Source organism: Ancylobacter sp. TW_SC_1 (assembly GCF_056836805.1).
Genome location: NZ_CM166365.1, coordinates 1,743,229 through 1,768,437, shown reverse-complemented (window position 1 = coordinate 1,768,437; position 25,209 = coordinate 1,743,229). Strand labels below are relative to the sequence as shown.

Sequence of the window (25,209 nt, the reverse complement as noted above, 5' to 3'; positions counted from 1 at the left end):
CGATCTGGAATCGCGTGCAGCAATGCGAGGATATCCCCTCTCCCGAGCTGCGCCTTTGGGAGGCGCAGCTCGGGAGCGAGACCTACTTTGCAAGCCAGGTGTTGAAACGCTTGGTCAGTTCCTCGACATTGTCGACCCAGAAAGCGCCGTCCAGCGCGATGGCGCCGGTGAGGTTGGCGGCCGTGGTCGGCAGGTCCTTCTGCAGGGCGGCCGGCACCATCGCGGCGGCGGCCTTGTTGGGCAGGCCATAGGCGATGAATTCCGGCAGCTTCGACTGGTTGTCCGGCGCGCTGGCAAAGGCGATGAAGTCCATCGCTTCCTTCGCGTTCGGGCTGTCCTTGAGGATCACCCAGCTGTCGATGGCGTAGATGCTGCCGGGCCAGACGCCCTGGAAGTTCTTGCCTTCGGTCTTGTTGATGCCCGCGAGCCGCCCATTATAGGCGGTCGACATCACCACCTCGCCCGAAGCGAGCAGCGAGAGCGGCTGCGCGCCGGCTTCCCACCACACGATGTTCGGCTTCAGTTCGTCGAGCTTCTTGAAGGCACGGTCGACGCCCTCGGGCGTGCCGAGCACCTTGTAGACCTCCTCCGGCTTCACGCCGTCGGCCATGAGGGCGAATTCGAGCGAGTATTTCGGGCCGCGGCGGAAGCCGCGCTTGCCGGGAAACTTCTTCACGTCCCAGAAGTCCGCCCAGGAAGTCGGCGGGGTCTTGAGCCGGTCGGCGTCGTAGCTGAGCATGGTCGACCAGACGATGGCGCCGACGCCGCAGTCGCTGACCGCGGCGGGGAGGAACTTGTCCTTGCCGCCGAGCTTGTCCCAATCGATCTTCTCGTAGAAGCCGTCGGCACAGCCGAGTTCCAGTTCCTCGGTCTCGACCTGCACGACATCCCAGTTCGGCACGCCGGCCTTCACCTTGGCGGCGATGACGCCGATACCGCCATCCCAGCTCTCATCGAGCACGGGCTTGCCGATCTTCTTGGAGAACGGCTCGAAATAGATTTTCCGCTGGGCGTCCTGGTAGTTTCCACCCCAGGACACGACGGTCAGATCGCGTGCCGAGGCCGTGCCGCCCGCCGCCATCAGCCCAAGGGCGAGGCCGGCGCCGCCGATCCGAAGAAGAGCAGATTTCACCGTCATGGAAGTTCCCCTGTTTTTCGCTTGTCCGTGCAGCAAAGCACGCTACCGGCACGTGTGACAGAACGCCGGGGAGCCTCAGGGGGGAGGCGGTGAATATAATGACCGACCCCACCCTATTCTCGGGCGGGGGCGCTCTAATAGGTCGGCGGGTTTATCGCGCTGACAATCTCGCTCGGCTCATCCGCCACATTACGAAAACGATGCGGCAGCTTGCTGTCGAAATAATAGGCATCGCCCGATTTCAGTATCTTGGAATTGCTCTCCACCGTTACTTCGACGGCACCGCGTATGACCATGCCGGCCTCCTGAGCGGTGTGCGAGAACGCTTCCCCGGTATCGGCGCCGACGGCATAAGTCTCGTGCAGGACCAGTATTTGCCGGTTGGGGTGATTGATCCCTATCACGCGATACGAGATCGCCTCGCCACTGCCGACTTCCGGAAGCTCCGAAGCCTCATAGAACGGCGAGTAGGACGACATCTGCTGAAGCTCGGAGAAAAAGCCCACCAGCGTCGTTCCCAACGCCTCCAGGATGGCCGCGAGCGTGTCGATGGAAGGGCTGATGCGGTCGCGCTCGATCAGCGAGATCGAGGAATGCGAGACGCCGGAGCGCAGGGCCAGGCGGCGAATGCCGAGATTGCGGCGGCGGCGGAGTTCGCGAATTCCGGGTCCGATATGCGGCATTGGGGCCTCACCTGCCTCACGCAAAATCCGAATGAGGTGGTGAATATAATAGACGAGAGCGCGGTCGCCAATTGCGGGAGGTGCCGGCGGGCCTCACCATTCGCCCGCCATCACAGGAAACCATCATGCCCGCTCTCAGCCCCGATCTTCGCGACCAGATTCACCATATCAAGGCGCCGCGCCAGGATGATGGCAGCGACACCACGAAGATCGCGGCGACCGTCAAGGAGGTGCTCGACGCGGTACGTTCGCGCGGCGACGCGGCGGTGCGGCATTATTCGCAGCTTTTCGACAAGAGCGACATCACCGCCATCGAGGTCACGCAGGAGGAGCGCGCGAGCGCCCTCGCCAATCTCGACCCGCAGACCCGTCGCGACACGGAGTTCGCGATCGGGCGCGTGCGGGCCTTCGCTCAGGCTCAGCTCGCCACCATCCTGCCGCTTGAGATCGAGGCCCTTCCCGGACTGCATCTCGGGCATCGGGTGATCCCGATCGAGCGTGTCGGCGCCTATGTGCCGGGCGGGCGCTATCCCCTGCTCTCCGCGCCAATCATGACCATCGTGCCGGCCAAGGTGGCGGGCTGCGACGAGGTCATCGCCTGCCTGCCGCCGACCGCGCACCCCGCCATGATCGCCGGCTGCCATCTGTCCGGCGCCGACCGCATCTTCCGCGTCGGCGGGGCGCAGGCCATCGCGGCGATGGCCTTCGGCACGGAGACAATTCCCGCCGTCGACAAGGTCGTCGGTCCCGGCAATGCCTATGTGAACGAGGCGAAGCGTCAGGTGTTCGGGCCGGTCGGCATCGACCAGCTCGCCGGCCCCAGCGAGATCTTCATCGTCGCCGACGAGACCGGCGACGCCGAGATGATCGCCACCGATCTGTTGGCCCAGGCCGAGCACGACATCCGCACCCGCGTCGGCCTGATCACCACCAGCCGGGCGCTCGCCGAGGCGACGCTGGTGGAAGTCGAGAAGCAGCTTGCGACGCTCTCGACCGCTCCCGTGGCCGGCAAGGCATGGGCCGATTTCGGCGAGATCGCGGTGTGCGACACCGAAGAGGCGATGATCGCCTATTCCGACCACATCGCCGCCGAGCATCTGCAGGTGCACACGCGCGATGCGCACGCAATGGCGGCAAAGCTGCGGAACTACGGTTCGCTGTTCATCGGCACGCTGGCGAGCGTGGTCTATTCCGACAAATGTTGCGGCACCAACCACACGCTGCCGACCATGGGCGCCGGCCGTTACACGGGCGGCCTCTGGGTCGGCTCCTTCGTGAAGATCTGCACCCATCAGTGGCTGGACGAGCGCGGCGTCGCCGCCGTCGCGCCCCCGGCGGTGCGCCAGAGCGCCAGCGAAGGGCTGGAAGGCCACAGGAGAGCCGCGGCGTTCCGCATGAAGGCCTGATATCTCACGACCTTATTCGCTGCGAGGGCGTGGAAGTCGTACACGTCGCCCGGTCGGAGATCGCAACGCCTTCCCTGTACACGCCGCCAGACGGTGCTCGGCGTCCCTTCCGTCGAGCACCCTCATGCGGCGGCCGATCTTTGCGGCTCCATATCGGCATCATCCGGTGGAACCGGCAGCGCCGCCTGAAGGACCCCACCACGCGACGCCGGGTATCGTGGCTGAATCCCGAAGGCGCCCGGGCACGCATCAGGGCGCCAATTCTCCTTCCGCGCCGGGCATTTGTCCCGAGTGCCGGAATCGGTTGAGCCACCGGCTCCGCCATGCCGCCGCGGTGCCGGGCGGGCCGCTTCCGCAACCGGTCGGGCTCCGCGCAACTACATACCGACCAAAGTCGCGCGCCGGCGCGGCTTGTCCAGCCACGGCCGGCTGCCCCATAATCCCGGCGAAGCAAGAATGCGCGCCAGCGCCTGCCTGAAGGGGAAGAAACGCCATGTCCGACAAGATTTACGACGTGCCCGCCGAATGGGCCAAGCGCGCCTTCCTGGACGATCACGCCTACCGGGCGAAGTACGAGGCGTCCGTGCGCGATCCCGAAGGCTTCTGGGCCGACGAGGGCAAGCGAATCGAGTGGTTCGAGCCCTACACCATCGTCAAGAACACCTCCTTCGACCCCGGCCACGTCTCGATCAAGTGGTTCGAGGACGGCGTGACCAACGTCGCCTGGAACTGCATCGACCGCCATCTGCCGACCCGCGCCGACCAGGTCGCGATCATCTGGGAGGGCGACGATCCCTCGCAGTCGCGCAGCATCACCTATCAGGAGCTGCACGACGAGGTCTGCCGCTTCGCCAACGTGCTGCGCAACCGCAATGTCGAGAAGGGCGACCGCGTCACCATCTACATGCCGATGATCCCCGAGGCGGCCTACGCCATGCTGGCCTGCGCGCGGCTCGGCGCCGTGCATTCGGTGGTGTTCGGCGGCTTCTCGCCGGACAGCCTCGCCGGCCGCATCCGCGACTGCGAATCCAAGGTCGTCATCACCGCCGACGAGGGCCTGCGCGGCGGCCGCAAGGTGCCGCTCAAGGCCAATGTCGACGCCGCCATCGCCAAGGTGCACGAATTCGAGGTCGACCATGTGATCGTGGTGAAGCGCACCGGCGGCGCGGTGAACATGGAGCCCGGCCGCGACGTCTGGTACCACGAGGCCGCCGACTTGGTGACCAGCGAGTGCCCCGCCGCCCATGTGAACGCGGAAGACCCGCTGTTCATCCTCTACACCTCGGGCTCGACCGGCCTGCCCAAGGGCGTGCTGCACACCACCGGCGGCTATCTCGTCTACGCCTCGATGACCCACCAATACGTGTTCGACTACCACGACGGCGACATCTACTGGTGCACCGCCGACATCGGCTGGGTGACGGGCCACAGCTACATCGTCTATGGCCCGCTCGCCAACGGCGCCACCACGCTGATGTTCGAGGGCGTGCCGAACTATCCGTCGAACTCCCGCTTCTGGGAGGTGATCGACAAGCACAAGGTCAGCATCTTCTACACCGCCCCGACCGCCATCCGCGCGCTCATGCAGTCGGGCGACGCGCCGGTGACGAAGACCAGCCGCGCCTCGCTGCGCCTGCTCGGCTCGGTCGGCGAGCCGATCAACCCCGAGGCGTGGGAATGGTATCACCGCGTGGTCGGCGACGAGCGCTGCCCCATCGTCGATACCTGGTGGCAGACCGAGACCGGCGGCATCCTCATCACCCCGCTGCCGGGCGCCACCAAGCTCAAGCCCGGCTCGGCGACCCGCCCGTTCTTCGGCGTGATCCCGGAAGTGGTGGACGCCGAGGGCAACGTGCTCACCGGCGCCTGCGAGGGCAATCTGGTGATCGCCGATTCCTGGCCCGGCCAGATGCGCACGGTCTATGGCGACCATGAGCGCTTCATGCAGACCTATTTCTCCGCCTATCCCGGCAAGTACTTCACCGGCGACGGCTGCCGGCGCGACGCCGACGGCTATTACTGGATCACCGGCCGCGTCGACGACGTGATCAACGTCTCCGGCCACCGCATGGGCACGGCCGAGGTGGAGAGCGCGCTGGTGGCGCACCCCAAGGTGTCGGAAGCCGCCGTGGTGGGCTATCCGCACGACATCAAGGGACAGGGCATCTACGCCTATGTGACGCTGATGTCGGGCGTCGAGCCGTCCGAGGAGCTGCGCAAGGAGCTGGTGAGCTGGGTGCGCCAGGAGATCGGCCCGATCGCCTCGCCGGACCTCATCCAGTTCGCCCCCGGCCTGCCGAAGACCCGCTCGGGCAAGATCATGCGCCGCATCCTGCGCAAGATCGCCGAAGACGAGTTCGGCAATCTCGGCGACACCTCGACGCTGGCCGATCCGGGCGTGGTCGACGACCTGATCTCGCACCGGCAGAACAAGAAGCACGCGGCCTGAGCGCCGCCTGCGGGCGCGCCGGCACCGGCATCATTGCAAGGCGGACCGGCCGCGCCCGTCGCGGCCGGTTTCGTTCCGGGCCCTGTCCATCGCCATGGTGCGGCCGGTGGCGAGGATGACGATGCCGGTCGAGATGTCGCGCGTCGGCCATCCGCGCCGTTCCCGCTGCCCCCATACGGCTCGCGCGCGGGGCGTCAGCCCCGCACGAGGTCGCCGATCAGGCTCGCCGCGACCGAGAGCTTCGAGACGGTGAGGCTGGTGCCGGCGATCTCGGACACGCCGTTGCGCGCGCGCTCGACCACCTCGCCGCGCGCCCGCGCCCAGGCCGAGACGCCGGCGACGCCGGCCCCGTGCTGCTCGATCACCTCGGCGGTGAGCCGGCGCACCGCCACCTCGAAGGCCGCGAGCGCCCGTTCCAGAGCGAGCCGGTCGTAATAATCCGCCACCGCGAGCGCGCGCGCCGGACCGAGAATGCGGTCGAGCCGGAACAGCAGCGCCACGGCGAAGAAGGTGACGGCGACGTCGCTGAGCGGCGCGCGCGTGCGTTCGGCGATCAGCACGATGTCGGTGGCGTTTTCCACCGCCGGCAGGCGGGCGATGCGGCGCGCCAGCGGCTCGGGCACGCCGGCCTGCGTCCACTGCGCGACGCGCGCATCGTGCAGCGTGCGGGTCTCCTCCGGCAGCAGCTCGCGCACCGGCCCGGCGAGCACCTTCTCGACGGGGGCGATGCCACCGGCATAGCGCGTCACCAGCTCCTCCAGGCTGCCGCGCAGATCGACATTGCGCAGGAACCAGATCGACCGGTCGAGCAGCATGTCCTGCACCGCGCCGTAGAGGTCGAGCTGCACCGCGCCGGGCACCTGCCCGTCCAGCATGTCGATCTCGCGGTTGAGCGCGGAGAGCCCGAAGCCGTCGCGCACCGCCGCGAAGGCCTTGGCGATGCTGTCGACGCCGGCCCCGGTCTCGTCGGCGAGGCGCGCCACGAAGGCGGGTCCGCCATGGTTGATCATGGCGTTGGACAGCCGCGTGGCGATGATGTCGCGCCGCAGCCGGTGCCCCTCGATCCCCTCGGGGAAATGCTCGCGCAGCTCGGCCGGGAAATAGCCGGCGAGGTCGCGGGCGAGATAGGGGTCGTCCGGCACGTCGGTGTCGAGCAGATCGGCATGCACCGTCAGCTTGGCATAGGCCAGCAGCACCGCCAGCTCCGGCCGGCTCAGCCCCTCGCCGCGCCCGCGCCGCTCGCCGATCTCCGCGTCGGAGGGCAGGAACTCGACCGCCCGGTCGAGCAGCCCGCGCCCCTCCAGCCGCTGCATCAGCCGCTGGACGAAGCCGAGATCGTCGAGGTTGCGCCGCTCGGCGAGCGAGAGCGCCAGCGTCTGCAGGTAGTTGTTGCGCAGTACCAGCCCAGCCACCTCGCCGGTCATGCCGGCGAGCAGCTGCGCGCGCCCCGGCGCGTCGATCCGGCCCTCGCGCAGCGCCGGCCCCATGGCGATCTTGATGTTCACCTCGAGGTCGGAGGTGTTCACGCCGGCCGAATTGTCGATGGCGTCGGTGTTGAGCCGCACGCCGTGCCGCGCCGCCTCGATGCGCCCGCGCTGGGTGACGCCGAGATTGGCGCCCTCGCCGATCACCCGGGCACGCACCTCACCGCCGGTGATCCGCACGCTGTCATTGGCGCGGTCGCCGGCCTGCAGGTCGCTCTCCGCAGAGGCCCGCACATAGGTGCCGATGCCGCCGAACCACAGAAGGTCCGCCGGCGCGCGCAGGATGGCGCTGATCACTTCCGCCGGCGCGGCCGAGCTCTTGTCGAAGCCCAGCACCTCGCGCATCGCCATGGTGAGCGGGATGCTCTTGGCCGCGCGCGGGAACACGCCGCCGCCGGGCGAGATGAGCGACTTGTCGTAGTCCTGCCAGCTCGAGCGCGGCAGTGCGAAAAGCCGCTTGCGCTCGCGGAACGACAGTTCCGGGTCGGGATTGGGATCGAGGAAGATGTCGCGGTGATCGAAGGCGGCGACCAGCCGGATCGTGTTCTCCAGGATCATGCCGTTGCCGAACACGTCGCCCGACATGTCGCCGACGCCGACCACGCTGAAGGGCGTGGTACGGATGTCGATGTCCATCTCGCGGAAATGCCGGCGCACCGCCTCCCAGGCACCGCGCGCGGTGATGCCCATGGCCTTGTGGTCGTAGCCGACCGAGCCGCCCGAGGCGAAGGCGTCGCCGAGCCAGAAGCCGCGCTGCTGCGACAGCCCGTTGGCGGTGTCGGAGAAGGTCGCCGTGCCCTTGTCGGCGGCGACCACGAGATAGGGGTCGTCCTCGTCGTGCCGCACGGTCTGCGGCGGGTGCACCGTCCGGCCGTTCTCGATGTTGTCGGTCAGGTCGAGCAGGCTCGAGACGAAGAGCTTGTAGGCTTCAACACCCTCGGCCTGGATCGCCTCGCGCGGTCCGGCGGGAAGCTGGCTCGGCACGAAGCCGCCCTTGGCGCCGACCGGCACGATCACCGCGTTCTTGACCTGCTGCGCCTTGACGAGGCCGAGCACCTCGGTGCGGAAATCCTGCGGCCGGTCCGACCAGCGCAAGCCCCCGCGCGCCACCCGGCCGAAGCGCAGATGGATGCCCTCCACGCGCGGCGAATGGACGAAGATCTCGTAGAGCGGGCACGGCAGCGGCAGGCCCTCGACCGCGCCGCTGGCAAACTTGACAGCGATGGTCGGCCGGTAGCCGCCATCGGCGCCGCGCTGGTGGAAACTGGTGCGCACCGCCGCCTCGATGAGGTTGGTGAAGCGGCGCAGGATGCGGTCCTCGTCGAGGCTCTGGACGTCGACCAGCGCCGCCTCGATCTCGTCGCGGATCTCCGCCTGCCGCTCCGCCCGGCGCTCGGGATGGTCGGGATCGAAGCGCGCGTGGAACAGCGCCACGAGCTTCTGGCTGATGGCGGGATGCGCGTTCAGCGTCTGCCAGAGATAGTCCTGGCTGAAGGGAATGCCGACCTGGCGCAGATAGCGCCCCAGCGTGCGCAGCAGCGCGATGTCGCGCCAGCCGAGCTGGGCGTTGAGCGCCAGCGCGTTGAAGCCGTCGCTCTCGCCGCCGCGCAGCACCGCCATCAGCGTCGCGTGCAGCCGCACGCCGAGCTTGTCGAGCGCGATGGCGCCGCCGCCGCGCCGCGACAGCAGCATGTCGTGCACATAGACCGGCGCGCCGCCGGCGGGCTTCACCGTGAAGGTCCGCTCGTCGATGACGACGAAGCCCATCGATTCCAGCAGCGGCACGCGCTCGGAAAGCAGGCGCGGCACCTTGTAGCTCAGCACCTTCAGCGCCACCCGCTCGCGCTCGCGCAGCACCGGCGGGCGGAAATCCGCCGCCACCGGGTGGGCGTCGCTCAGCCCCTCGATCAGCCGCAGGTCCTCGATCGCGTCGGCCGGCGGGCAGCTCGACTGGTAGCTGGCCGGAAACGCCTTGGTGTAACGCTCCAGCAGCTCGGACGCCTTGGCCGGCGGGAAGGCGGCGGCCAGCGCCTCGCCGAAGCCGTCGGCCCAGGTGCGGATGATCTCGCTGATCGCCTCTTCCAGCACCGCGCGGTTGACGGTGGGCACCTCGCCCGCCCCGCGTTCGATGATGAAATGCACGCGGGTCAGCGGGCCGTCCATGAACAGCGGACAGAACGCCGCGATCTGGCCGCCGAAGCTCGCCGCCAGCAGATTGCCGATCCGCTCGCGTATGTCGCTGCCATAGCGGTCGCGCGGCACGAAGACGAGCACCGAGACGAAACGGTCGAACCGCTCGTTGAGCGCCAGCACGCGCACGCGGGGATGCTCGTCGAGCTGGAGGATGGCGAGCGAGAACTGGAACAGCGACGTCGCGTCGATCTGGAACAGGTCGTCGCGCGGATAGGTCTCCAGCACCTTCACCAGCGCACGGCCGGAATGGCTCTCCGGCGCGAAGCCGGCGCGCGCCAGCACGCTGGTCGACTTGCGCCGCAGCATCGGAATGGTGCGCACCGAACTCGTATAGGCCGTCGCGGTGAACAGACCGGCGATGCACAGCCCGCCGACGACGCGCCCCTGTGAATCGTAGCGCTTGACCAGCACCACGTCGATCCAGGCGCGGCGGTGCACATTGGAGACCGTGCGCGACTTGGTGACGATGAGCGGGCTCGACTCGGCGAGCGCGTCGGCGAGATCGGAGCTCACGCTGCGCTGGTCGCCGTGGCCGCGGAACAGGCTGAAATCCTCGTCGGCGAGAAGGCCGAGGGCATCCTCCATCCGCCGCTCGAACTGCACCGGCCGCGGTCCGCCGGGGATGCCGGACGCCTGGTACTGACGGCAGCCGAGAAAGGTGAAGCGGCCGGCCAGCAGCCATTCGAGGAAGGCGATGGCCTCTTCGCGCTCCTCGCGTGGCACCATGGAAGGCGCCAAAGTGAGGTTGGTCACGGCGGCACGCACCTGCGCCATCATCGGCTGCCAGGCGTTCACCACCGAACGCACCTGGCTCAGGACGGAGGTGAGTTCCTCGACGAGCGCGGCGCGCCGGGTCTCGTCCTCGATCCGCGGCACATGGATATGGATGAGGCTCTCGCGCCGCATGCGGGCGCCGGCCGCGGCCTCGCCCGGCGCGATGCTGATGATCTGCCCGCTGCCGTCGCGGTCGACGCCGAGGATCGGATGCACGACGAAGCTCGCCGTCAGCCCCTGGGCGTTGAGCGCGCCCATGACGGAATCGAGCAGGAACGGCATGTCGTCATTGACGATCTCGATAACCGACACGCGCGCCAGCCGGTCACCGCCCTCGGCGGGCTGCGGCTGCTCGATCCGGACGTCGAAGCTGTCGCGACGCCGGACTTTCAGGTGCACATAGGCGAGACGGGCGAGGTTCGCAATTTCATGCGGCGTGTAGACACGCATATCCTCCCCGACGGCGCGATCGAACAAACGACTCGCGAACCGCGCCGGCACATCGCCGTCGGTCGCCTGCAATATAAGGTCTGCCTGCTCGACGAGCTGGCGCGCAACGCGCTCGTCCTCGCTGGCGAAGAACCCTTCGACGCCCATCACTTCCCCCCAATGGGACGAGGCCGGCCCCGCATGGCCCGCCGCGTCCCACTTCCATCAAAGCATCCAATTGTACCTGCTGAAACCAAAATTCCTGCCGTGGCCCGCCTCTGTTGCCTGTTGGTCACATAAACGCAAGAGTATGCCAGCCTTGATCTCGATCAAGCTCATGCCCGCCCCGACGCCCCACCAATAGGCGCGTGCCCGATCACGAGGGCAAGAAAATCAAGGGGTCTGGGCATGCCGACACATCGGTCAAGCTTTCGTAAATTCTCCACGCTGGCCGCACTTCTGATGCTGGGCTCTCCGCTTCTCAGCCAGACGGCGACGGCCGCGGACATCGCCACGCAATCGCCGGTCTACAAGGCGCCGGCACCGGTCGTCGAGCAGAGCCCCTGGCAGATCCGCCTGCGCCTGCTCGGCGTCATCCCCGAGGACGGCGGCTCGGTGCACGGCGTCAACGGCTCGAACCTCGACTATTCCGACTCGGTCGTGCCCGAGCTCGACATCACCTACTACTTCACCAAGAACTGGGCGGCCGAACTGATTCTCGGCGTCACCCCGCACGACATCAACGGCGCCGGCACGATCTCCAGCCTCGACAAGATCGCCGAGGTATGGCTGCTGCCGCCGACCCTGACGCTGCAGTACCACTTCACCGATTTCGGCGCCTTCAAGCCCTATGTCGGCGCGGGCATCAACTACACCTTCTTCTTCGACCAGAAGGCCTATTCGGCCGATTCGATCGACGTGCACGACACCTTCGGCTGGGCGCTGCAGGCCGGCTTCGACTACATGTTCGACGAGCACTGGGGCTTCAACGTCGACGTCAAGAAGCTCTTCCTCAAGCCCGATTTCGACGTCGTCGTCGCCGGCCAGGCCTTGTCCGGCAAGGCCGATCTCGACCCGTGGATCGTCGGCGTCGGCGTCACCTACCGCTTCTGATACGCCGCCATACGGACGTGCAAAGGGCCGGCATCCGCCGGCCCTTTTTCGTGTCGCGCCTTCAGTGGCGGAAATGGCGCACGCCGGTGAACACCATGGCGATGCCCGCCGCATCCGCCGCCGCGATCACGTCATTGTCGCGGATCGAGCCGCCCGGCTGGATGACGGCGGTGGCGCCGGCCTCGATGGCGGTGATCAGCCCGTCGGCGAAGGGAAAGAACGCGTCCGAGGCCACCACGCTGCCGCGCGTCAGCGGTTCCGCGAAGCCGCCGGCCGCCGCCGCGTCGCGCGCCTTGTGGGCGGCGATGCGCGCCGAATCGACCCGGCTCATCTGCCCGGCGCCGATGCCGACCGTGGCGAGGTCCTTGGCATAGACGATGGCGTTCGACTTCACATGCTTCACCACGCGGAAGGCGAAGGCGAGGTCGGCCAGCTCCTTCGGCGTCGGCGCGCGCTTGGTGACGACCTTGAGCGCCATGTCGTCCACCACCGCATTGTCGCGCGACTGCACGAGATAGCCGCCCGCCAGCGACTTCACCGTCAGCCCGGTCCCCTTGGGGTCGGGCAGCCCGCCGGTGACGAGCAGGCGCAGGTTCTTCTTGGCGCCGACGATGGCGATGGCGTCCGGCGTCGCGTCCGGCGCCACGATCACCTCGGTGAAGATGTCGACGATGGCGCGGGCGGCGTCGGCGTCCAGCGTGCGGTTCAGCGCCACGATGCCGCCGAAGGCCGAGGTCGGGTCGCAGGCCAGCGCCTTGTGATAGGCCTCGACCAGCGTCGCGCCCTCGGCCACGCCGCAGGGATTGGCATGCTTGACGATCACCACCGCCGGCGCGCGGGCGGGGTCGAACTCGGCCACCGCCTCGAAGGCCGCGTCGGTGTCGTTGAGGTTGTTGTAGGAGAGCGCCTTGCCCTGCAGCTGGCGCGCCGTGGCGACGCCCGGCCGCGCCGGGCCGCCGACATAGAAGGCGGCGCTCTGGTGCGGGTTCTCGCCATAGCGCAGCGCCTCGGCGAGGCGGCCACCGAACACCCGGCTTTCCGCCGCCGCCTCGGCATTGTCCTTCGCCTCGACCTCGGCGAGCCAGCTGGCGATCGCCCCGTCATAGGTGGCGGTGCGGGCATAGGCGAGTTGCGCCAGCTTGCGGCGGGTGGCGAGCGTGGTGCCGCCCTTCTGCTCGATCTCGGACAGCACCGTCTCGTAGCTCGACGGATCGACCACCACCGCCACGTCGGCGTGGTTCTTGGCGGCGGCGCGGATCATCGCCGGGCCGCCAATGTCGATGTTCTCGACGCAGTCGTCATAGCCCGCGCCGCGCGCCACCGTCGCCTCGAAGGGGTAGAGATTGACCACCACGAGGTCGATCGGGACGATGCCGTGCGCGTCCATCGAGGCCCGGTGGGCGGCGTCGTCGCGGATGGCGAGGATGCCGCCATGCACGGCGGGGTGCAGCGTCTTCACCCGCCCGTCCATCATCTCGGGGAAGCCGGTGAGATCGGCAACGTCGAGCACCTTCAGCCCCGCCTCGGCCAGCGCCTTGCGGGTGCCGCCGGTGGAAACCAGCTCGATCTCCTTGGCGGCGAGCCGCCGGGCGAACGCCACGAGGCCGGTCTTGTCGGAGACCGAAAGCAAAGCGCGGGCGATGGGGCGGACGTCAGCGGGCATGGGAATGGCCAATGTTCGTTGCAGCGAGGAATGGCGCCGCCCTATCACGTCTCGGCCCCTGCGTGAACCGGCGCGCGCGGCGGGGCTGCCCTGCCCATCGCTCAGGCGCCCCCTCAGCCGCGCAGCGCCTTCAGCCGGACGAAGGTCCATTCGACCCGCGGCACCTGACGCGCCATGCCGGAAATCACCAGTTGCTCGGTCCGGCGCGGGCCGGTGCCGCCGGCCAGGAAGATGCTCTCCTCGATCGTCACCGTGCTGTCCGGCGCGGTGAAGGCCCAGTCGTCGCCGTCCGGCATGCGCAGGATCACGGTCTGCCCGTCCGAGGCGCGCGAGGGCTCGACGGAGGGATGCAGGTGGAAGCGGATGGCATAGCGGCCGGGCTGGTCGGCGGAGAACTCCTCGCCATGGGCGACGCGGAACAGGTCCTCGCCATCGAGCCGCATGCCGTCCGTCGACAGCCGCAGCGAGCGCTGGTGAACGATGCCGAAACGCTGCGCATAGCCGTCATGGCTCGCGCGCAGCACGTCGGCGCCGCCGCGTTCGCCGCGGTCGACATGCAGTTCGCCCGGCCCGCCGAGCACCGGCGCGCCGCACAGCCGCGCCAGGATCCCGCCGGAGAGGAAACGGCAGGACGAGGCGTCCTCGACCACGGCGGTCGAATGCGCGGCAGTCTGCCGCGCCACCGCACGCCATTCCTCCCGCCCGGTGGCCGGCAGGCCGCAATTGACGACGATGCGGTGCCGGCCGGCGGACAGCTCGAAGGACAGGCAGCCGGCATGCGCCTCCAGGCTCACCGAGATCGGCGGGGGCGTGCCGGTATCGGCGATCACCACCGTGCCGCCCGCCTCCATGCGCTGGTAGCCGGAATAGGGTGCGTTCGACACCGGGCGGCCGCGCGCGTCGTCATAGGCCAGCACGGTGGCGAGCCCGTCGGCCGGCGTCGGCCCCATGCCGTTGAACAGCGCGAAGGCACCGTCGGCATGGCGGAAGAAGCGCAGCATCGGCATCATGCGGTCGATGGCGTTCATCAGCGCCGGCGGCGGCGGCACATGGCGGGCGCCGTAGCACTGGCGCAGCGGCAGCAGATCGAGCAGCAGGTCAATCAGCAGGCCGGGATTGCGGCTCACATGGCCGCCATCCCCGAGGATCTGCCGGTCGAGCTCGTCGACGAGACGCTTCTGCGCCGCGCGCATCAGCCGCGTCTGGTCGGCCATGCACAGGCTGGCCAGCGCCAGCGCCAGCGCGCAGGCCAGACGCGGCCGACCGTCGGCGGCATTCGGCCCGACGCTCTTCATGTAGCGCACCTGCGCCGTCAGGCTGCGGATGAAGCGGCGGTGAAAGCCGGGATCGGCGTCCTGCAGGATCAGCGGCGATTGCGTCAGCCAGCTCATCACCCGGCGGGCGGCGACCTCGGGGACGGAGGCCTGCGGCAGGCGGTGGCCGCGCATGGTGATCCAGTCGCCGACCAGCGCCCGCGCATGCGCCCGGGCAATGGGCGAGGCGGCGGCCTGCAGGTGCCGCAGCCAGCCAAAGGAATAGAGCTCGCGCGCCCATTCCGCCGAGGGCGGCTCCATCTCGAAGGGCGAGGCGCCCTCGGTGAGCACCAGCTTGCCGGCGAAGGCGTAGCGCCCGGCATAGAACTCGCCGGCACGGGCCGGATCGCCGGTGCGCAATTCGTGCGGCGCGAATAGCAGGCGCGAGGGTACCGGCACGGATGCCGCGCGCCAGGGGAACCAGGGGTGCGCCAGCGTGCGCGCCACGAGGCTGCTCCAGCCGGTTTCGATCGCGAACAGCGCCAGACGGGCGCGATCCGCGTAGATGTCGCGGGTCATCAGCGCCTCAGTCCCTCTCGAAGCCGCCGGGAATCACCAGCTCTGCCATGCGGCGAGCTTAGACGAGCAGCCGGCGACGTCCAGCCGGGCCGGCACGGCCGGGCCGATCCTCATGTCCGGCGCAGGCGCGCGGCGAAGAAGCCGTCGAGGCCGGCGAAGCGCGGATCCTCGTCCGGCAGGTGCGTGGGCAGCGTGCGCACCTCGCCGGCGGCGTTGATCCACGCGGCGGCGATGCCGCATTCGCCTGATGTGACCGGATCGCGCACGAAATCGCTCCGCCGCTCCAGCAGCGCCTCGATCTGCCGCTCGCCCTCCTCCGGCTCCAGCGAGCAGGTGGAATAGACCAGCACGCCGCCCGGCTTCACCAGATCGGCGGCGTGGGCGAGGAGGCGGCGCTGCAGCCCGGCGAGGCTGGCGATATCGCCCGGCGCCTTGGTCCAGGCGACATCGGGATGGCGGCGGATGGTGCCCGTCGCCGAGCAGGGCGCGTCGATCAGCACGCCGTCGAACGGCCCGCCGCGCCAGCTCGTGGCGTCCGCCTCGACGATCTCGGCCGTGAGGTTCAGCCGTTCGAGATTCTGCCGGAGCCGCCGCAGGCGCGGGCCGGAGCGGTCGAGCGCCACCACCTGCGCCCCGGCCGCCGCGAGCTGCGCGGTCTTGCCGCCGGGTGCAGCGCACAGATCGGCGATGGTCATGCCTGCAGCAGGATGTAGCAGCAGCGCCGGCAGTGCCGCCGCCGCGTCCTGCACCCACCACTCGCCCTCGGCGAAGCCCGGCAGCGCGGTGACGTTGCCGGCATCGACGAGGCGGATGGTGCCGGTCGGTAGCAACCGTCCGCCGAGCTTTTCCGCAACATTGGCAGCATCTTGGCGCGCGGTAAGATCGAGCGGGGCCTCGCTGGCGAGCGCCCGCGCGATCGCCTCGCCCTGCGCCGCGCCATAGGCGCCGACCCAGCCCTCGACCATCCAGCTCGGCTGGTCCGGCACGTCGGGAAGGATCGCCCTCCCCTCCCGCGCGATCCGCCGAAGTACAGCATTTGCAAGGCCTTTGAAGCCCGCCGTCGCCGGCGTCTCGCCGACCAGCGTCACCGTGGTGCCCACCGCCGCGTGGTCCGGCACGTCCATGAACAGGATCTGCGCGGCGCCGACGAGCAGCAGCGTCTCCACCCGCCGCGCCTTCGCCGGCACGCCCCTTTCCAGCAGCGCGCGCAGCAGTGCCCGCAAACTACCGAGCCGCCGCAACGCCGTCGCCGCGATCATACGCGCCAGCGCCCGGTCGCGCTCGTCGAGATCGCGCGTCAGCCGGTCGAGGTCTTCTTCCAGCGGCCGGCCCTTCTCGAGCACGACATCGATGGCGTCGGCGGCGGCGCGGCGCGGGCCGAGGCCGGGCGCATCCGGCGAGCGCGGGCCGGCCTTCGCCGGGCGGGAGGAGTGCGGAGCATCGTTCATCGCGATGGGACTAGGCCGAGGGGCGCGCGAAGGCAACCTTATCGCGACGCGCGGAACGCCGATTGAACCGAAACGCCGGCCAGGGCTTGTGAAAGCGGACGAGATTGGTTCCTATCCATGCCCGCACCGAGCCTCCGTCCCTGCAGCGACCGGATCATGCCCCATCTCATCCTCATCGCCGACATCGGCGGAACCTCCTCCCGCCTCGCCCTCGCCGGCGTGGACGGCGTGCCGCACGACATCCAGATTCACCGCAACGATGACTTCGCGGGCTTCAAGGAGATGATCGAGGCCGATCTCGCCCTGCGCGGCCCGAGCGCACATACGGCGGTCGGCGGCGCCGTGCTGGCGGTAGCCGGGCCGACGGACCTCGAAACGGTGAAGCTGACGAATCGCAACTGGTCCTTCACCAAGCGCGACATGCGCCGGCATTTCGGCTGGCAGAAATTCGCCGCGGTGAACGATTTCGAGGCGCTGGCCCATGGCGTGCCGGCGCTCGGCCCGGACGATCTCGTCGCTGTCGGCGGCGGCATCGCCGAACCGAAGGCACCCATTCTCGTCTGCGGCCCCGGCACCGGCTTCGGCTCGGCCATGCTGGTGCAGTTCGGCCGCAACCGTCACGTCCTCACCGGCGAGGGCGGGCGCGTACGGCTCGGCGCCGCCGATGCGGAAGAGGCGCTGCTGCTCGGCCATCTGGTGCGCGAGCTGGGGCCGGTGGCGGTGGAGCACGCCCTGTCGGGCTCGGGCCTTGCCCGCATCCACCGCATCCTCTCCGGCGCGACCCTGACGCCGGAGGAAGTGATCACCGCCGCCAAACGCGGCGACGACGCCGCGCGCGAGACCTGCAACGTGTTCCTGCGCCTGTTCGGCCGCATCGCCGGCGACCTCGCGCTGATCACCAATGCGCGCGGCGGCGTCTACCTCGCCGGCGGCGTCTCCGCCGGCCTCGCCCCGCTCGTCGCCGATTCGCCCTTCCGCACCGCCTTCGAGGAACACCCCCCCTTCGAGGCGCGCCTGGTCAACATGCCGGTTCACATCATCGTGCACCCGACGCCGGGACTGATCGGCTGCGGCCAGCTCGGCGCGCGGCTCGCCCGCAGCCTCAGGCCGACCCTGCACGTGGTGTGAAGTCGGCCGCATCGGCCGCCGCCTCCAGCGCCGCCGGGTCGAGCCCCGCCCGCTCCAGCGTCGCGCGCATATGGGCGGGCAGCCCCGCCCGCACGTCGACCGGCTCGCGTCCTTTGCGCTGGGGGAGCACGACGCGGCGCGAATGCAGGTGCAGGATCGGCCCGCCCGGCAGGCGCGAGGCGCCGCCATAGATGCTGTCGCCGAGGATCGGGTGGCCGATGGCGTCGAGATGCACGCGCAATTGATGCGTGCGCCCGGTGAGCGGCGAGAGCGCCAGCACGGCGAAGCCCTCGCCCGCCGCCAGCAGCGCCCATTCGCTGATCGCCTCCTGCCCCTTCGGATCGACGGCCATCCACCAGCCGCGCGTCGGCGAGCGCTTGGAGAGCCTGAGCTCGATGCGCCCGCGCGGCTCGGCCGGAACGCCGCGTACCACCGCCATATAGGTCTTGCCGACCGTACCATCGGCAAAGGCCTTGCCGAGATCGGCCAGCGCCTTGCGATGGCGACCGAGCACCAGGCAGCCGGAGGTGTCCTTGTCGAGTCGGTGCGCCAGTTCCGGTGCATTGGGCAGGCCGAAGCGCAGCGCGTCGAGATGGTCGGCCAGCGTCTCGCCGCCCTTCGGTCCCTTGTGGACCGCAAGACCCGCCGGCTTGTCGATGACGAGCATCATCCCGTCGCGGTGGAGCACGCGCGCGGCGATGTCGAGCGGGGCGTCGGCTGGAGTGGTCTCGGTCGGGCTCATCGCGCCGTCACACCACAAAGGCGACGGCGCGTCGAGAGGCAGGGCGCCGAGGAGGCGCCCGACAGGGGCCCTATTGGGGGCCAACGAGGCCCATGGGGAGCGGGTCAGCTCTTCTCCAGTTCCTCGCGCACGTCGAGCGTCGAGCGTACGCCGATGGAATCGAAGTGCTTCTCGAGGAAGTTGTCCGCCACCTCGCGACCGATGGCGTGCAGATAGAGCAGGAACTCCCACTCGGCGTTCATCTTGGTGGAGGCGTCGAGCGCGATCAGCTTCTCCGCGCCGTCGATGCGGTGCAGGCGCAGATCGCGATAGCCCTCGACGCCGTTGCCCTTCTTCTTCAGGTTGCCATGCTTGAGCAGGCGGGTGACGAACTCGGCCGCGCGCAGCTGCGCCAGCAGCGAGGCGTTGAAGGTGATCTCGTTCATCCGATTGTTGATGTCGCGCGCCGTCTTCGGCGTCTCGCGACGGATGATCGGGTTGATCTGCACCAGCAGAATGTCGTCGGTCTTCACCGCGTTGTAGAAGGGAAACAGCGCCGGATTGCCCATATAGCCGCCGTCCCAATAGGGAACGCCGTCGATCTCCACCGCCTGGAACATGAAGGGCAGGCAGGCCGAGGCCATGATCGCCTGCGCGGTCAGCTCATGCTTGGCGAACACCCGCACCTTGCCGGTGTGCACGTTGGTCGCGCTGATGAAGACGTGGACATGATTGCACGACTGCAGCGCGGCGAAATCGACATGTTCCTCGATCAGCTCCATCAGCGGATTGATGTTGAGCGGATTGAAGTCGTAGGGCGACAGGAACCGGCTCATCACGTCGAAGGCGATGTAGCTCGGATTGGAGTTGAGCGACCAGTTGCCCATCAGCCGGTCGAGCAGGGTGCGCTGCAGCGGGCTGGTGCGTCCGTCCTTGGACACGGCGCGCCAGTAGCGGGTCAGCGCCTCGCGTCCGCCCTCATTGCCGCCGCGCGCCAGCCCGGTCGCCAGCACCGCCGCGTTCATCGCGCCGGCGCTGGTGCCGGAGATGCCCTCGATGGAGATGCGCCCGTCTTCCAGCAACCGGTCGAGCACGCCCCAGGTGAAGGCGCCGTGGGCGCCGCCACCCTGCAGGGCGAGGTTGATCGGCTTGAGCACCGGACCGGACGACTTGTCCGCTTGGACGGCAGGCTCAGCGTGAAGGGTAGGCTCAGCGTGAAGGGTCTCGGGCTTCACCTCGCCCTTGCCCGTCGGCGTGGCGAGCGCGCCGGCCGCCGCTTCCACCGCGGTTCCGGGCGCCACGTCGGTCACGGGCTCGGCGGACGCCACCTTGGTGCCGCCACGCTTGGGCGACGCCGCACGGGGTGATTTCGGGCGGGGCGTTTTCGGGCTTTCGGCCACTCTTCTCAAACTCCTGGAGTTATTCGGCGACCCAGCCGCCGTCGATCTGCTGCATCGAGCCGGTGATCGACCGGGCACTGTCGCCCGCCAGGAACACGGCCAGCGCGGCGACCTGGTCGACGGTGACGAACTCCTTGGTCGGCTGCTCGGCCAACAGGAAGTCCTTCACCTGCTGCTCCGTGATGCCGCGCGCCTTGGCGGTATCCGGGATCTGCTTTTCCACCAGCGGCGTCCATACATAGCCGGGGCAGATGGCGTTGACGGTGATGCCGAAGGTGGCGGTCTCGAGCGCGATGGTCTTGGTCAGGCCGGCGATGCCGTGCTTGGCCGAGACATAGGCCGACTTGAAGGGCGAGGCGACCAGCGCGTGGGCGGAGGCGGTATTGATGATGCGCCCCCATTTGCGCGCCTTCATGCCCGGCACCGCGGCCTTGATGGCGTGGAAGGCGGCGGAAAGGTTCAGCGCGATGATGAGGTCCCACTTGTCGTCCGGGAATTCCTCGACCGGCGCCACATGCTGCACGCCGGCATTGTTGACGAGGATGTCGACCGAACCGAGTGTGTCCTCGGCGAACTTGACGAGGGCCGCGCACTCCGAACCCTTGGTGAGGTCGGCGGCGGAATAGATCGCCTTGACGCCGAACTCGCTCTCGATGCCGGAGCGCTCCTTCTCGATCGCCGCCGCATCGCCGAAGCCGTTCAGCGTAACGTTCACTCCCTCGGCCGCCAAGGCGCGGGCGATGGCGAGACCGATACCGCTGGTCGAGCCGGTGATGACGGCGTTCTTCCCCTTCAAGGACATGTCCGGTTCCCCATTCGATGAAAGACGGGCGGCCAGTGGCCGCTCGCCGACGTTTAACCCGGGGCTGTGACGGTGGCGTCACTGCACCTGCGCTGTCGACCTTGCGCTGCAAAATCGGCAGGCGCAACAGGGTGCGGTCACGGCTGCTTGAGGCAGACCGCAACGACTTCCTTCACCGGATGCTCGCAGGCAACCACCGTCTTGCCACCCTCCGCCGCGAAGGAGGCGATGTGCTGGAAGCCGCGCTCGGTGTTGACGCAATAGCCGCCGATCAGCGCTTCACCGTCCTCGCAACTGCTGGTGCAGCCCGCCGACGGACACGCGACGTTGCGCACCGCGATCTGCGCCGAGGCCGGAGTGCCGGCCGGACCTGCAGGACCCACGGCGCCCGCAGTGCCAGCGGCACCGGCAGGACCTGCGGGACCGGAAGGACCCGCGGGACCGGCCGGACCGGCCACGCCTGCCGGACCGGACGGCCCCGCCGCGCCAGCCTCTCCCTTCGGACCGGCCGGCCCGGTCGGGCCTTCGAAACACGCTGCCAAAGGCAAGGCGAGCGCCGCGACGAGAAGTAGTTTGAACGACCGCATGGAATCCCCCAATGGGCTACCCAGCCCGCCATATCCTGCCCGCCCTGCCTCGGGGTCACAAGGTGCCATCGCACCTAATTCGCCTCCCTGTCGACGCAGCCCTCCGGAGGCTCAGGGAACCGTCCCCGACCGCGCCCGGATGGCCCCGGCCGCATGGCGCCGGGAGCGGCGAAGGGTTATATTGGCCACATGCTGTTTTCCCGACCCACCCTGGAGGGCGCGCACGAGCCCGACCACGATCACGCCGCCTGCGTGGCGGGCGCGATCGCGCGCTTCGAGGAACGCTGCGCCCGGCGCGGCGCGCGCCTCACGCCGCTGCGCCGCCGCGTGCTGGAGGAACTGGCCGACAGCCACACCCCGCTCGGCGCCTACGAGCTGGTGGAACGCCTCGGTGTCAGCGGCGAGAAGCCGCCGCCGATGTCGGTCTATCGCGCGCTCGACTTCCTGGTGTCGGAGGGCCTCGCCCACCGCATCGAGAGCCGCAACGCCTATCTCGTCTGCGGGCGCGACCATGGTGACGACGATGTGATCGTGTTCCTCATCTGCGAGAAATGCGGTGTCACCTCGGAAGTCGCCTCGCACGCCATCGGGCGCGACCTCGCCTGGGCGACGCGCGCCGCCGGCTTCACCCCGCGCACGCCGGTGATCGAGATCGCCGGCACCTGCGCCCGCTGCCGCGCCGCCACAGGCGTGGAAGCCGAGGCGGAGGCAATCCAGTCCGGGCACACCGAGGCCGCCCCGACCCGCGCCGGGACCTCCCGTTGACGGCCGCCGGATGCAGGCTTAACCCCTTGCTCGCCTGCCTGCAGCAGGATCGCCACGAAGACCTGACACGGCTGGCCCCGACGGGCCGGCGCGCCGCCGGACTGTGATCGCCATGGACGCCCCTTCCGCCGCCCCCATCGTCGCCCCCGAGCTGGAAGCCGCCGGCCCCGCGCCGCGCCGGCAGACCATCGCCGTGCGCGTCGGCAACGTCACCGTCGGCGGCGCAGCGCCGGTGGTCGTGCAGTCCATGACCAATACCGACACGGCGGACGCCGAGGGCACCGCCCGGCAGATCGCCCAGCTTGCCCGCGCCGGCTCCGAGATCGTGCGCATCACGGTGGATCGCGACGAATCCGCCGCCGCCGTGCCGGACATCAAGGAGCGCCTGCTCAGGATGGGGCTCGACACCCCCCTCGTCGGCGACTTCCATTACAATGGCCACCTGCTGCTGACGAAGTATCCCGAGTGCGCCGCCGCGCTCGACAAGTACCGCATCAATCCCGGCAATGTCGGCTTCGGCGAGAAGCGCGACCGGCACTTCACCACCATCGTCGAGGCGGCGATCCGCCACGACAAGCCGGTGCGCATCGGCGCCAATTGGGGCTCGCTCGACGACGATCTGCTCACCGCGCTGATGGACGAGAACGCCAAGCTGCCGCGTCCGGCGAACGCCCGCGCCGTCACCCGCGAGGCGCTGGTGCGCTCGGCCCTGCTCTCGGCGGCGCTGGCCGAGGAGATCGGCCTGCCCAGGACCAAGATCATCCTGTCCGCCAAGGTCTCGGCGGTGCAGGACCTGATCACCGTCTACGCCGAGCTGGCGCGTCGCGCCGACTACGCGCTGCATCTCGGCCTCACCGAGGCGGGCATGGGCTCCAAGGGTATCGTCGCCTCGTCGACCGCCATGGGAGTCCTGCTGCAACAAGGCATCGGCGACACCATCCGCGTGTCGCTGACCCCCGAGCCGAATGGCGACCGCACCCGCGAGGTGACGGTGGCGCAGGAAATGCTGCAGACGATGGGCCTGCGCACCTTCGTGCCGCTGGTCGCCGCCTGCCCTGGCTGCGGGCGCACCACCTCCACCACCTTCCAGGAGCTCGCCTTCGAGGTGCAGGACTTCATCCGCACCTCCATGCCGGAATGGAAGAAGCACTATCCCGGCGTCGAGACGCTGAACGTCGCGGTGATGGGCTGCATCGTGAACGGCCCGGGCGAGAGCAAGCACGCCGATATCGGTATCTCGCTGCCCGGCACCGGCGAGTTCCCCACCGCGCCGGTCTATCTCGACGGCAAGAAGGCGATGACGCTGCGCGGCCCGAGCCTGCGCGAGGACTTCAAGAAGATCGTCGAGGATTATGTGGCGCAGCGCTTCGGCGTCGGCGGCGCCCGGGCGACGGCCGAAGGCGTCGACGCGGCGGAGTGAGGGCGATGAAGAAGGGCTACAAGCAGCTTCTCGCCGAGGCCGAGGCCGAGATCACGGCCATCGACCCCGCCGAAGCCGCCATGCTCGACGGTCGCGACGACGTGGTCTTCGTGGATTTGCGCGACCCGCGCGAACGCGAGCGCGAGGGCTCGATTCCCGGCGCCTTCTCGTGCCCGCGCGGCATGCTGGAATTCTGGATCGACCCGGAAAGCCCCTACGCCAAGCCGGTGTTCCAGGAAGACAAGCGCTTCGTGTTCTTCTGCGCCAGCGGCTGGCGCTCGGCGCTGGCCACCAGGACGGCGCAGGACATGGGGCTGGAGAAAGTCTGCCACCTCAAGGGCGGCTTCACCGCCTGGAAGGCGGCGGGCGGCGCGGTGGAGAACCTGCCGCGACGCTAAGGCCGGCCGAGGCTGGGACACGCTTGTCCCCCCACCCCATCGCCGTCATCCTGAGGTGCCCGGCACCGCCGGGCCTCGAAGGATGGGCCTCCGGGAGAGGCCGACAGCTCCATCGACCGAACACAACCGCGCGAGACGTGCGAAAGGCCCCGCCCTCCGCCCCCTTCTGCGCCCACGCCCGTTGCCCTCTTGCCCCTTATCGCGTAAAAGCCCGCGCTCGCCCGAGCCTGTGAATGGCAGGGCCTTCAGGAGATCAGGACATGGGCTACAAGGTCGCCGTCGCCGGTGCCACGGGTAATGTGGGCCGCGAAATGCTCGACATCCTCTCGGAGCGCGGGTTTCCCGCCGACGAGGTGGTCGCGCTTGCCTCCCGCCGCTCGGTCGGGACGGAAGTTTCGTTCGGCGACAAGACGCTCAAGGTCAAAGCTCTCGAGAACTACGATTTCTCCGACACCGACATCTGCCTGATGTCGGCCGGCGGCGACGTGTCCAAGGAATGGTCGCCGAAGATCGGCCGCCAGGGCTGCGTGGTGATCGATAACTCCTCGGCCTTCCGCTACGATAGCGACGTGCCGCTGATCGTGCCGGAAGTGAACGCCGACGCGGTGAAGGGCTTCACCAAGAAGAACATCATCGCCAACCCGAACTGCTCGACCGCCCAGCTCGTCGTGGCCCTCAAGCCGCTGCACGATCTGGCGACGATCAAGCGCGTCGTGGTGGCGACCTATCAGTCCGTCTCCGGCGCCGGCAAGGACGCCATGGACGAGCTGTTCGCGCAGACCCGCGCGGTGTTCGTGTCGGACCCGGTCGAGGCCAAGAAGTTCCCCAAGCGCATCGCCTTCAACGTCATTCCTCACATCGACGTCTTCATGGAAGACGGCTACACGAAGGAGGAATGGAAGGTGATGGCGGAAACCAAGAAGATCTTGGATCCGAAGATCAAGCTCACCTGCACCGCCGTGCGCGTGCCGGTGTTCATCTCGCACTCGGAAGCGGTGAACGTCGAGTTCGAGAAGCCGATCACCGTCGAGGAGGCGACCGCGGCCCTGCGCAACGCGCCGGGCGTGCTCGTCGTCGACAAGCGCGAGCCGGGTGGCTACATCACGCCCTACGAGGCGGCCGGCGAGGACGCCACCTATGTCTCGCGCATCCGCGAGGACGCGACGGTGGAGAACGGCCTCGCCTTCTGGTGCGTGTCGGACAATCTGCGCAAGGGCGCCGCGCTCAACGCGGTGCAGATCGCCGAAGTGCTGGTCAACCGCAAGCTGATCCAGCCCAAGGCGCAGAAGGCGGCCTGAGTCCGCATTACCCGACGTCACGATCATTCCAGCGGCCGCCTCCGGGCGGCCGCTGTCGTTTCAGGCCGGCTCCGTCAC

General features: G+C 68.9%; 18 protein-coding genes. 8 read left to right on the top strand and 10 right to left on the bottom strand.

Annotated elements, in window-relative coordinates; all coding sequences use genetic code 11:
* Window positions 1-82 precede the first annotated feature (82 nt).
* Window positions 83-1,132, bottom strand: a complete 1,050-nt coding sequence (locus AC1PZ7_RS08110) for an ABC transporter substrate-binding protein (RefSeq protein ID WP_482359599.1) — start codon at window positions 1,130-1,132, stop codon at window positions 83-85.
* Between the two features lie 140 nt (window positions 1,133-1,272).
* Window positions 1,273-1,821, bottom strand: coding sequence for a cupin domain-containing protein (locus AC1PZ7_RS08105; RefSeq protein WP_482359598.1), 549 nt, complete (start codon window positions 1,819-1,821; stop codon window positions 1,273-1,275).
* Between the two features lie 125 nt (window positions 1,822-1,946).
* Here AC1PZ7_RS08105 and hisD point away from each other — a divergent pair, with 125 nt between their 5' ends.
* The gene (hisD, locus tag AC1PZ7_RS08100) at window positions 1,947-3,227 is read left to right on the top strand and encodes a histidinol dehydrogenase (protein WP_482358963.1); all 1,281 of its coding nucleotides are present in this window, start codon (window positions 1,947-1,949) and stop codon (window positions 3,225-3,227) included.
* Window positions 3,228-3,720: 493 nt separating this feature from the next.
* Window positions 3,721-5,676, top strand: coding sequence for an acetate--CoA ligase (acs, locus tag AC1PZ7_RS08095; protein WP_482358962.1), 1,956 nt, complete (start codon window positions 3,721-3,723; stop codon window positions 5,674-5,676).
* A 194-nt stretch (window positions 5,677-5,870) separates the two neighbouring features.
* On the opposite strand, the gene AC1PZ7_RS08090 is transcribed toward acs, so the two are convergent.
* On the bottom strand, window positions 5,871-10,724 hold the full coding sequence (locus tag AC1PZ7_RS08090; RefSeq protein ID WP_482358961.1) for an NAD-glutamate dehydrogenase: 4,854 nt from the start codon (window positions 10,722-10,724) through the stop codon (window positions 5,871-5,873).
* 240 nt (window positions 10,725-10,964) lie between these two features.
* On the opposite strand from AC1PZ7_RS08090, the gene AC1PZ7_RS08085 reads away from it, so the two are divergent.
* Window positions 10,965-11,669: an OmpW/AlkL family protein gene (locus AC1PZ7_RS08085; RefSeq protein WP_482358960.1), complete on the top strand. Its 705-nt coding sequence runs from the start codon at window positions 10,965-10,967 to the stop codon at window positions 11,667-11,669.
* Window positions 11,670-11,730: 61 nt separating this feature from the next.
* Here the strand turns inward: AC1PZ7_RS08085 and purH are convergent, their stop codons facing one another.
* The 3 genes from purH to AC1PZ7_RS08070 form a co-directional block, all read right to left on the bottom strand.
* On the bottom strand, window positions 11,731-13,332 hold the full coding sequence (purH, locus tag AC1PZ7_RS08080) for a bifunctional phosphoribosylaminoimidazolecarboxamide formyltransferase/IMP cyclohydrolase (protein WP_482358959.1): 1,602 nt from the start codon (window positions 13,330-13,332) through the stop codon (window positions 11,731-11,733).
* A 113-nt stretch (window positions 13,333-13,445) separates the two neighbouring features.
* The gene (locus AC1PZ7_RS08075; protein WP_482358958.1) at window positions 13,446-15,164 is read right to left on the bottom strand and encodes a heparinase II/III family protein; all 1,719 of its coding nucleotides are present in this window, start codon (window positions 15,162-15,164) and stop codon (window positions 13,446-13,448) included.
* Window positions 15,165-15,274: 110 nt separating this feature from the next.
* Complete coding sequence (locus AC1PZ7_RS08070) at window positions 15,275-16,612, bottom strand: RsmB/NOP family class I SAM-dependent RNA methyltransferase (RefSeq protein WP_482358957.1); 1,338 nt, start codon at window positions 16,610-16,612, stop codon at window positions 15,275-15,277.
* Between the two features lie 156 nt (window positions 16,613-16,768).
* On the opposite strand from AC1PZ7_RS08070, the gene AC1PZ7_RS08065 reads away from it, so the two are divergent.
* Complete coding sequence (locus AC1PZ7_RS08065) at window positions 16,769-17,740, top strand: glucokinase (RefSeq protein ID WP_482358956.1); 972 nt, start codon at window positions 16,769-16,771, stop codon at window positions 17,738-17,740.
* Here the strand turns inward: AC1PZ7_RS08065 and AC1PZ7_RS08060 are convergent.
* From AC1PZ7_RS08060 to AC1PZ7_RS08045, 4 genes are all read right to left on the bottom strand, one after another.
* Window positions 17,715-18,482, bottom strand: coding sequence for an RluA family pseudouridine synthase (locus AC1PZ7_RS08060; protein WP_482358955.1), 768 nt, complete (start codon window positions 18,480-18,482; stop codon window positions 17,715-17,717). The genes AC1PZ7_RS08065 and AC1PZ7_RS08060 overlap by 26 nt on opposite strands.
* A 104-nt stretch (window positions 18,483-18,586) precedes the next feature.
* Complete coding sequence (locus tag AC1PZ7_RS08055) at window positions 18,587-19,861, bottom strand: patatin-like phospholipase family protein (protein WP_482358954.1); 1,275 nt, start codon at window positions 19,859-19,861, stop codon at window positions 18,587-18,589.
* Between the two features lie 19 nt (window positions 19,862-19,880).
* A complete protein-coding gene (locus AC1PZ7_RS08050) occupies window positions 19,881-20,663 on the bottom strand; it encodes a 3-hydroxybutyrate dehydrogenase (RefSeq protein WP_482358953.1) in 783 nt (260 codons plus the stop codon).
* Window positions 20,664-20,800: 137 nt separating this feature from the next.
* The gene (locus AC1PZ7_RS08045) at window positions 20,801-21,046 is read right to left on the bottom strand and encodes a hypothetical protein (protein WP_482358952.1); all 246 of its coding nucleotides are present in this window, start codon (window positions 21,044-21,046) and stop codon (window positions 20,801-20,803) included.
* A gap of 393 nt (window positions 21,047-21,439) precedes the next feature.
* On the opposite strand from AC1PZ7_RS08045, the gene AC1PZ7_RS08040 reads away from it, so the two are divergent.
* The 4 genes from AC1PZ7_RS08040 (at window position 21,440) to AC1PZ7_RS08025 (ending at window position 25,131) form a co-directional block, all read left to right on the top strand.
* Window positions 21,440-22,015, top strand: coding sequence for a Fur family transcriptional regulator (locus AC1PZ7_RS08040; protein ID WP_482358951.1), 576 nt, complete (start codon window positions 21,440-21,442; stop codon window positions 22,013-22,015).
* Between the two features lie 112 nt (window positions 22,016-22,127).
* Window positions 22,128-23,435, top strand: coding sequence for a flavodoxin-dependent (E)-4-hydroxy-3-methylbut-2-enyl-diphosphate synthase (gene ispG / locus AC1PZ7_RS08035; protein WP_482358950.1), 1,308 nt, complete (start codon window positions 22,128-22,130; stop codon window positions 23,433-23,435).
* A gap of 5 nt (window positions 23,436-23,440) precedes the next feature.
* Window positions 23,441-23,833: a rhodanese-like domain-containing protein gene (locus tag AC1PZ7_RS08030; protein WP_482358949.1), complete on the top strand. Its 393-nt coding sequence runs from the start codon at window positions 23,441-23,443 to the stop codon at window positions 23,831-23,833.
* A 260-nt stretch (window positions 23,834-24,093) separates the two neighbouring features.
* A complete protein-coding gene (locus AC1PZ7_RS08025; RefSeq protein ID WP_482358948.1) occupies window positions 24,094-25,131 on the top strand; it encodes an aspartate-semialdehyde dehydrogenase in 1,038 nt (345 codons plus the stop codon).
* Window positions 25,132-25,209: the final 78 nt, after the last annotated feature.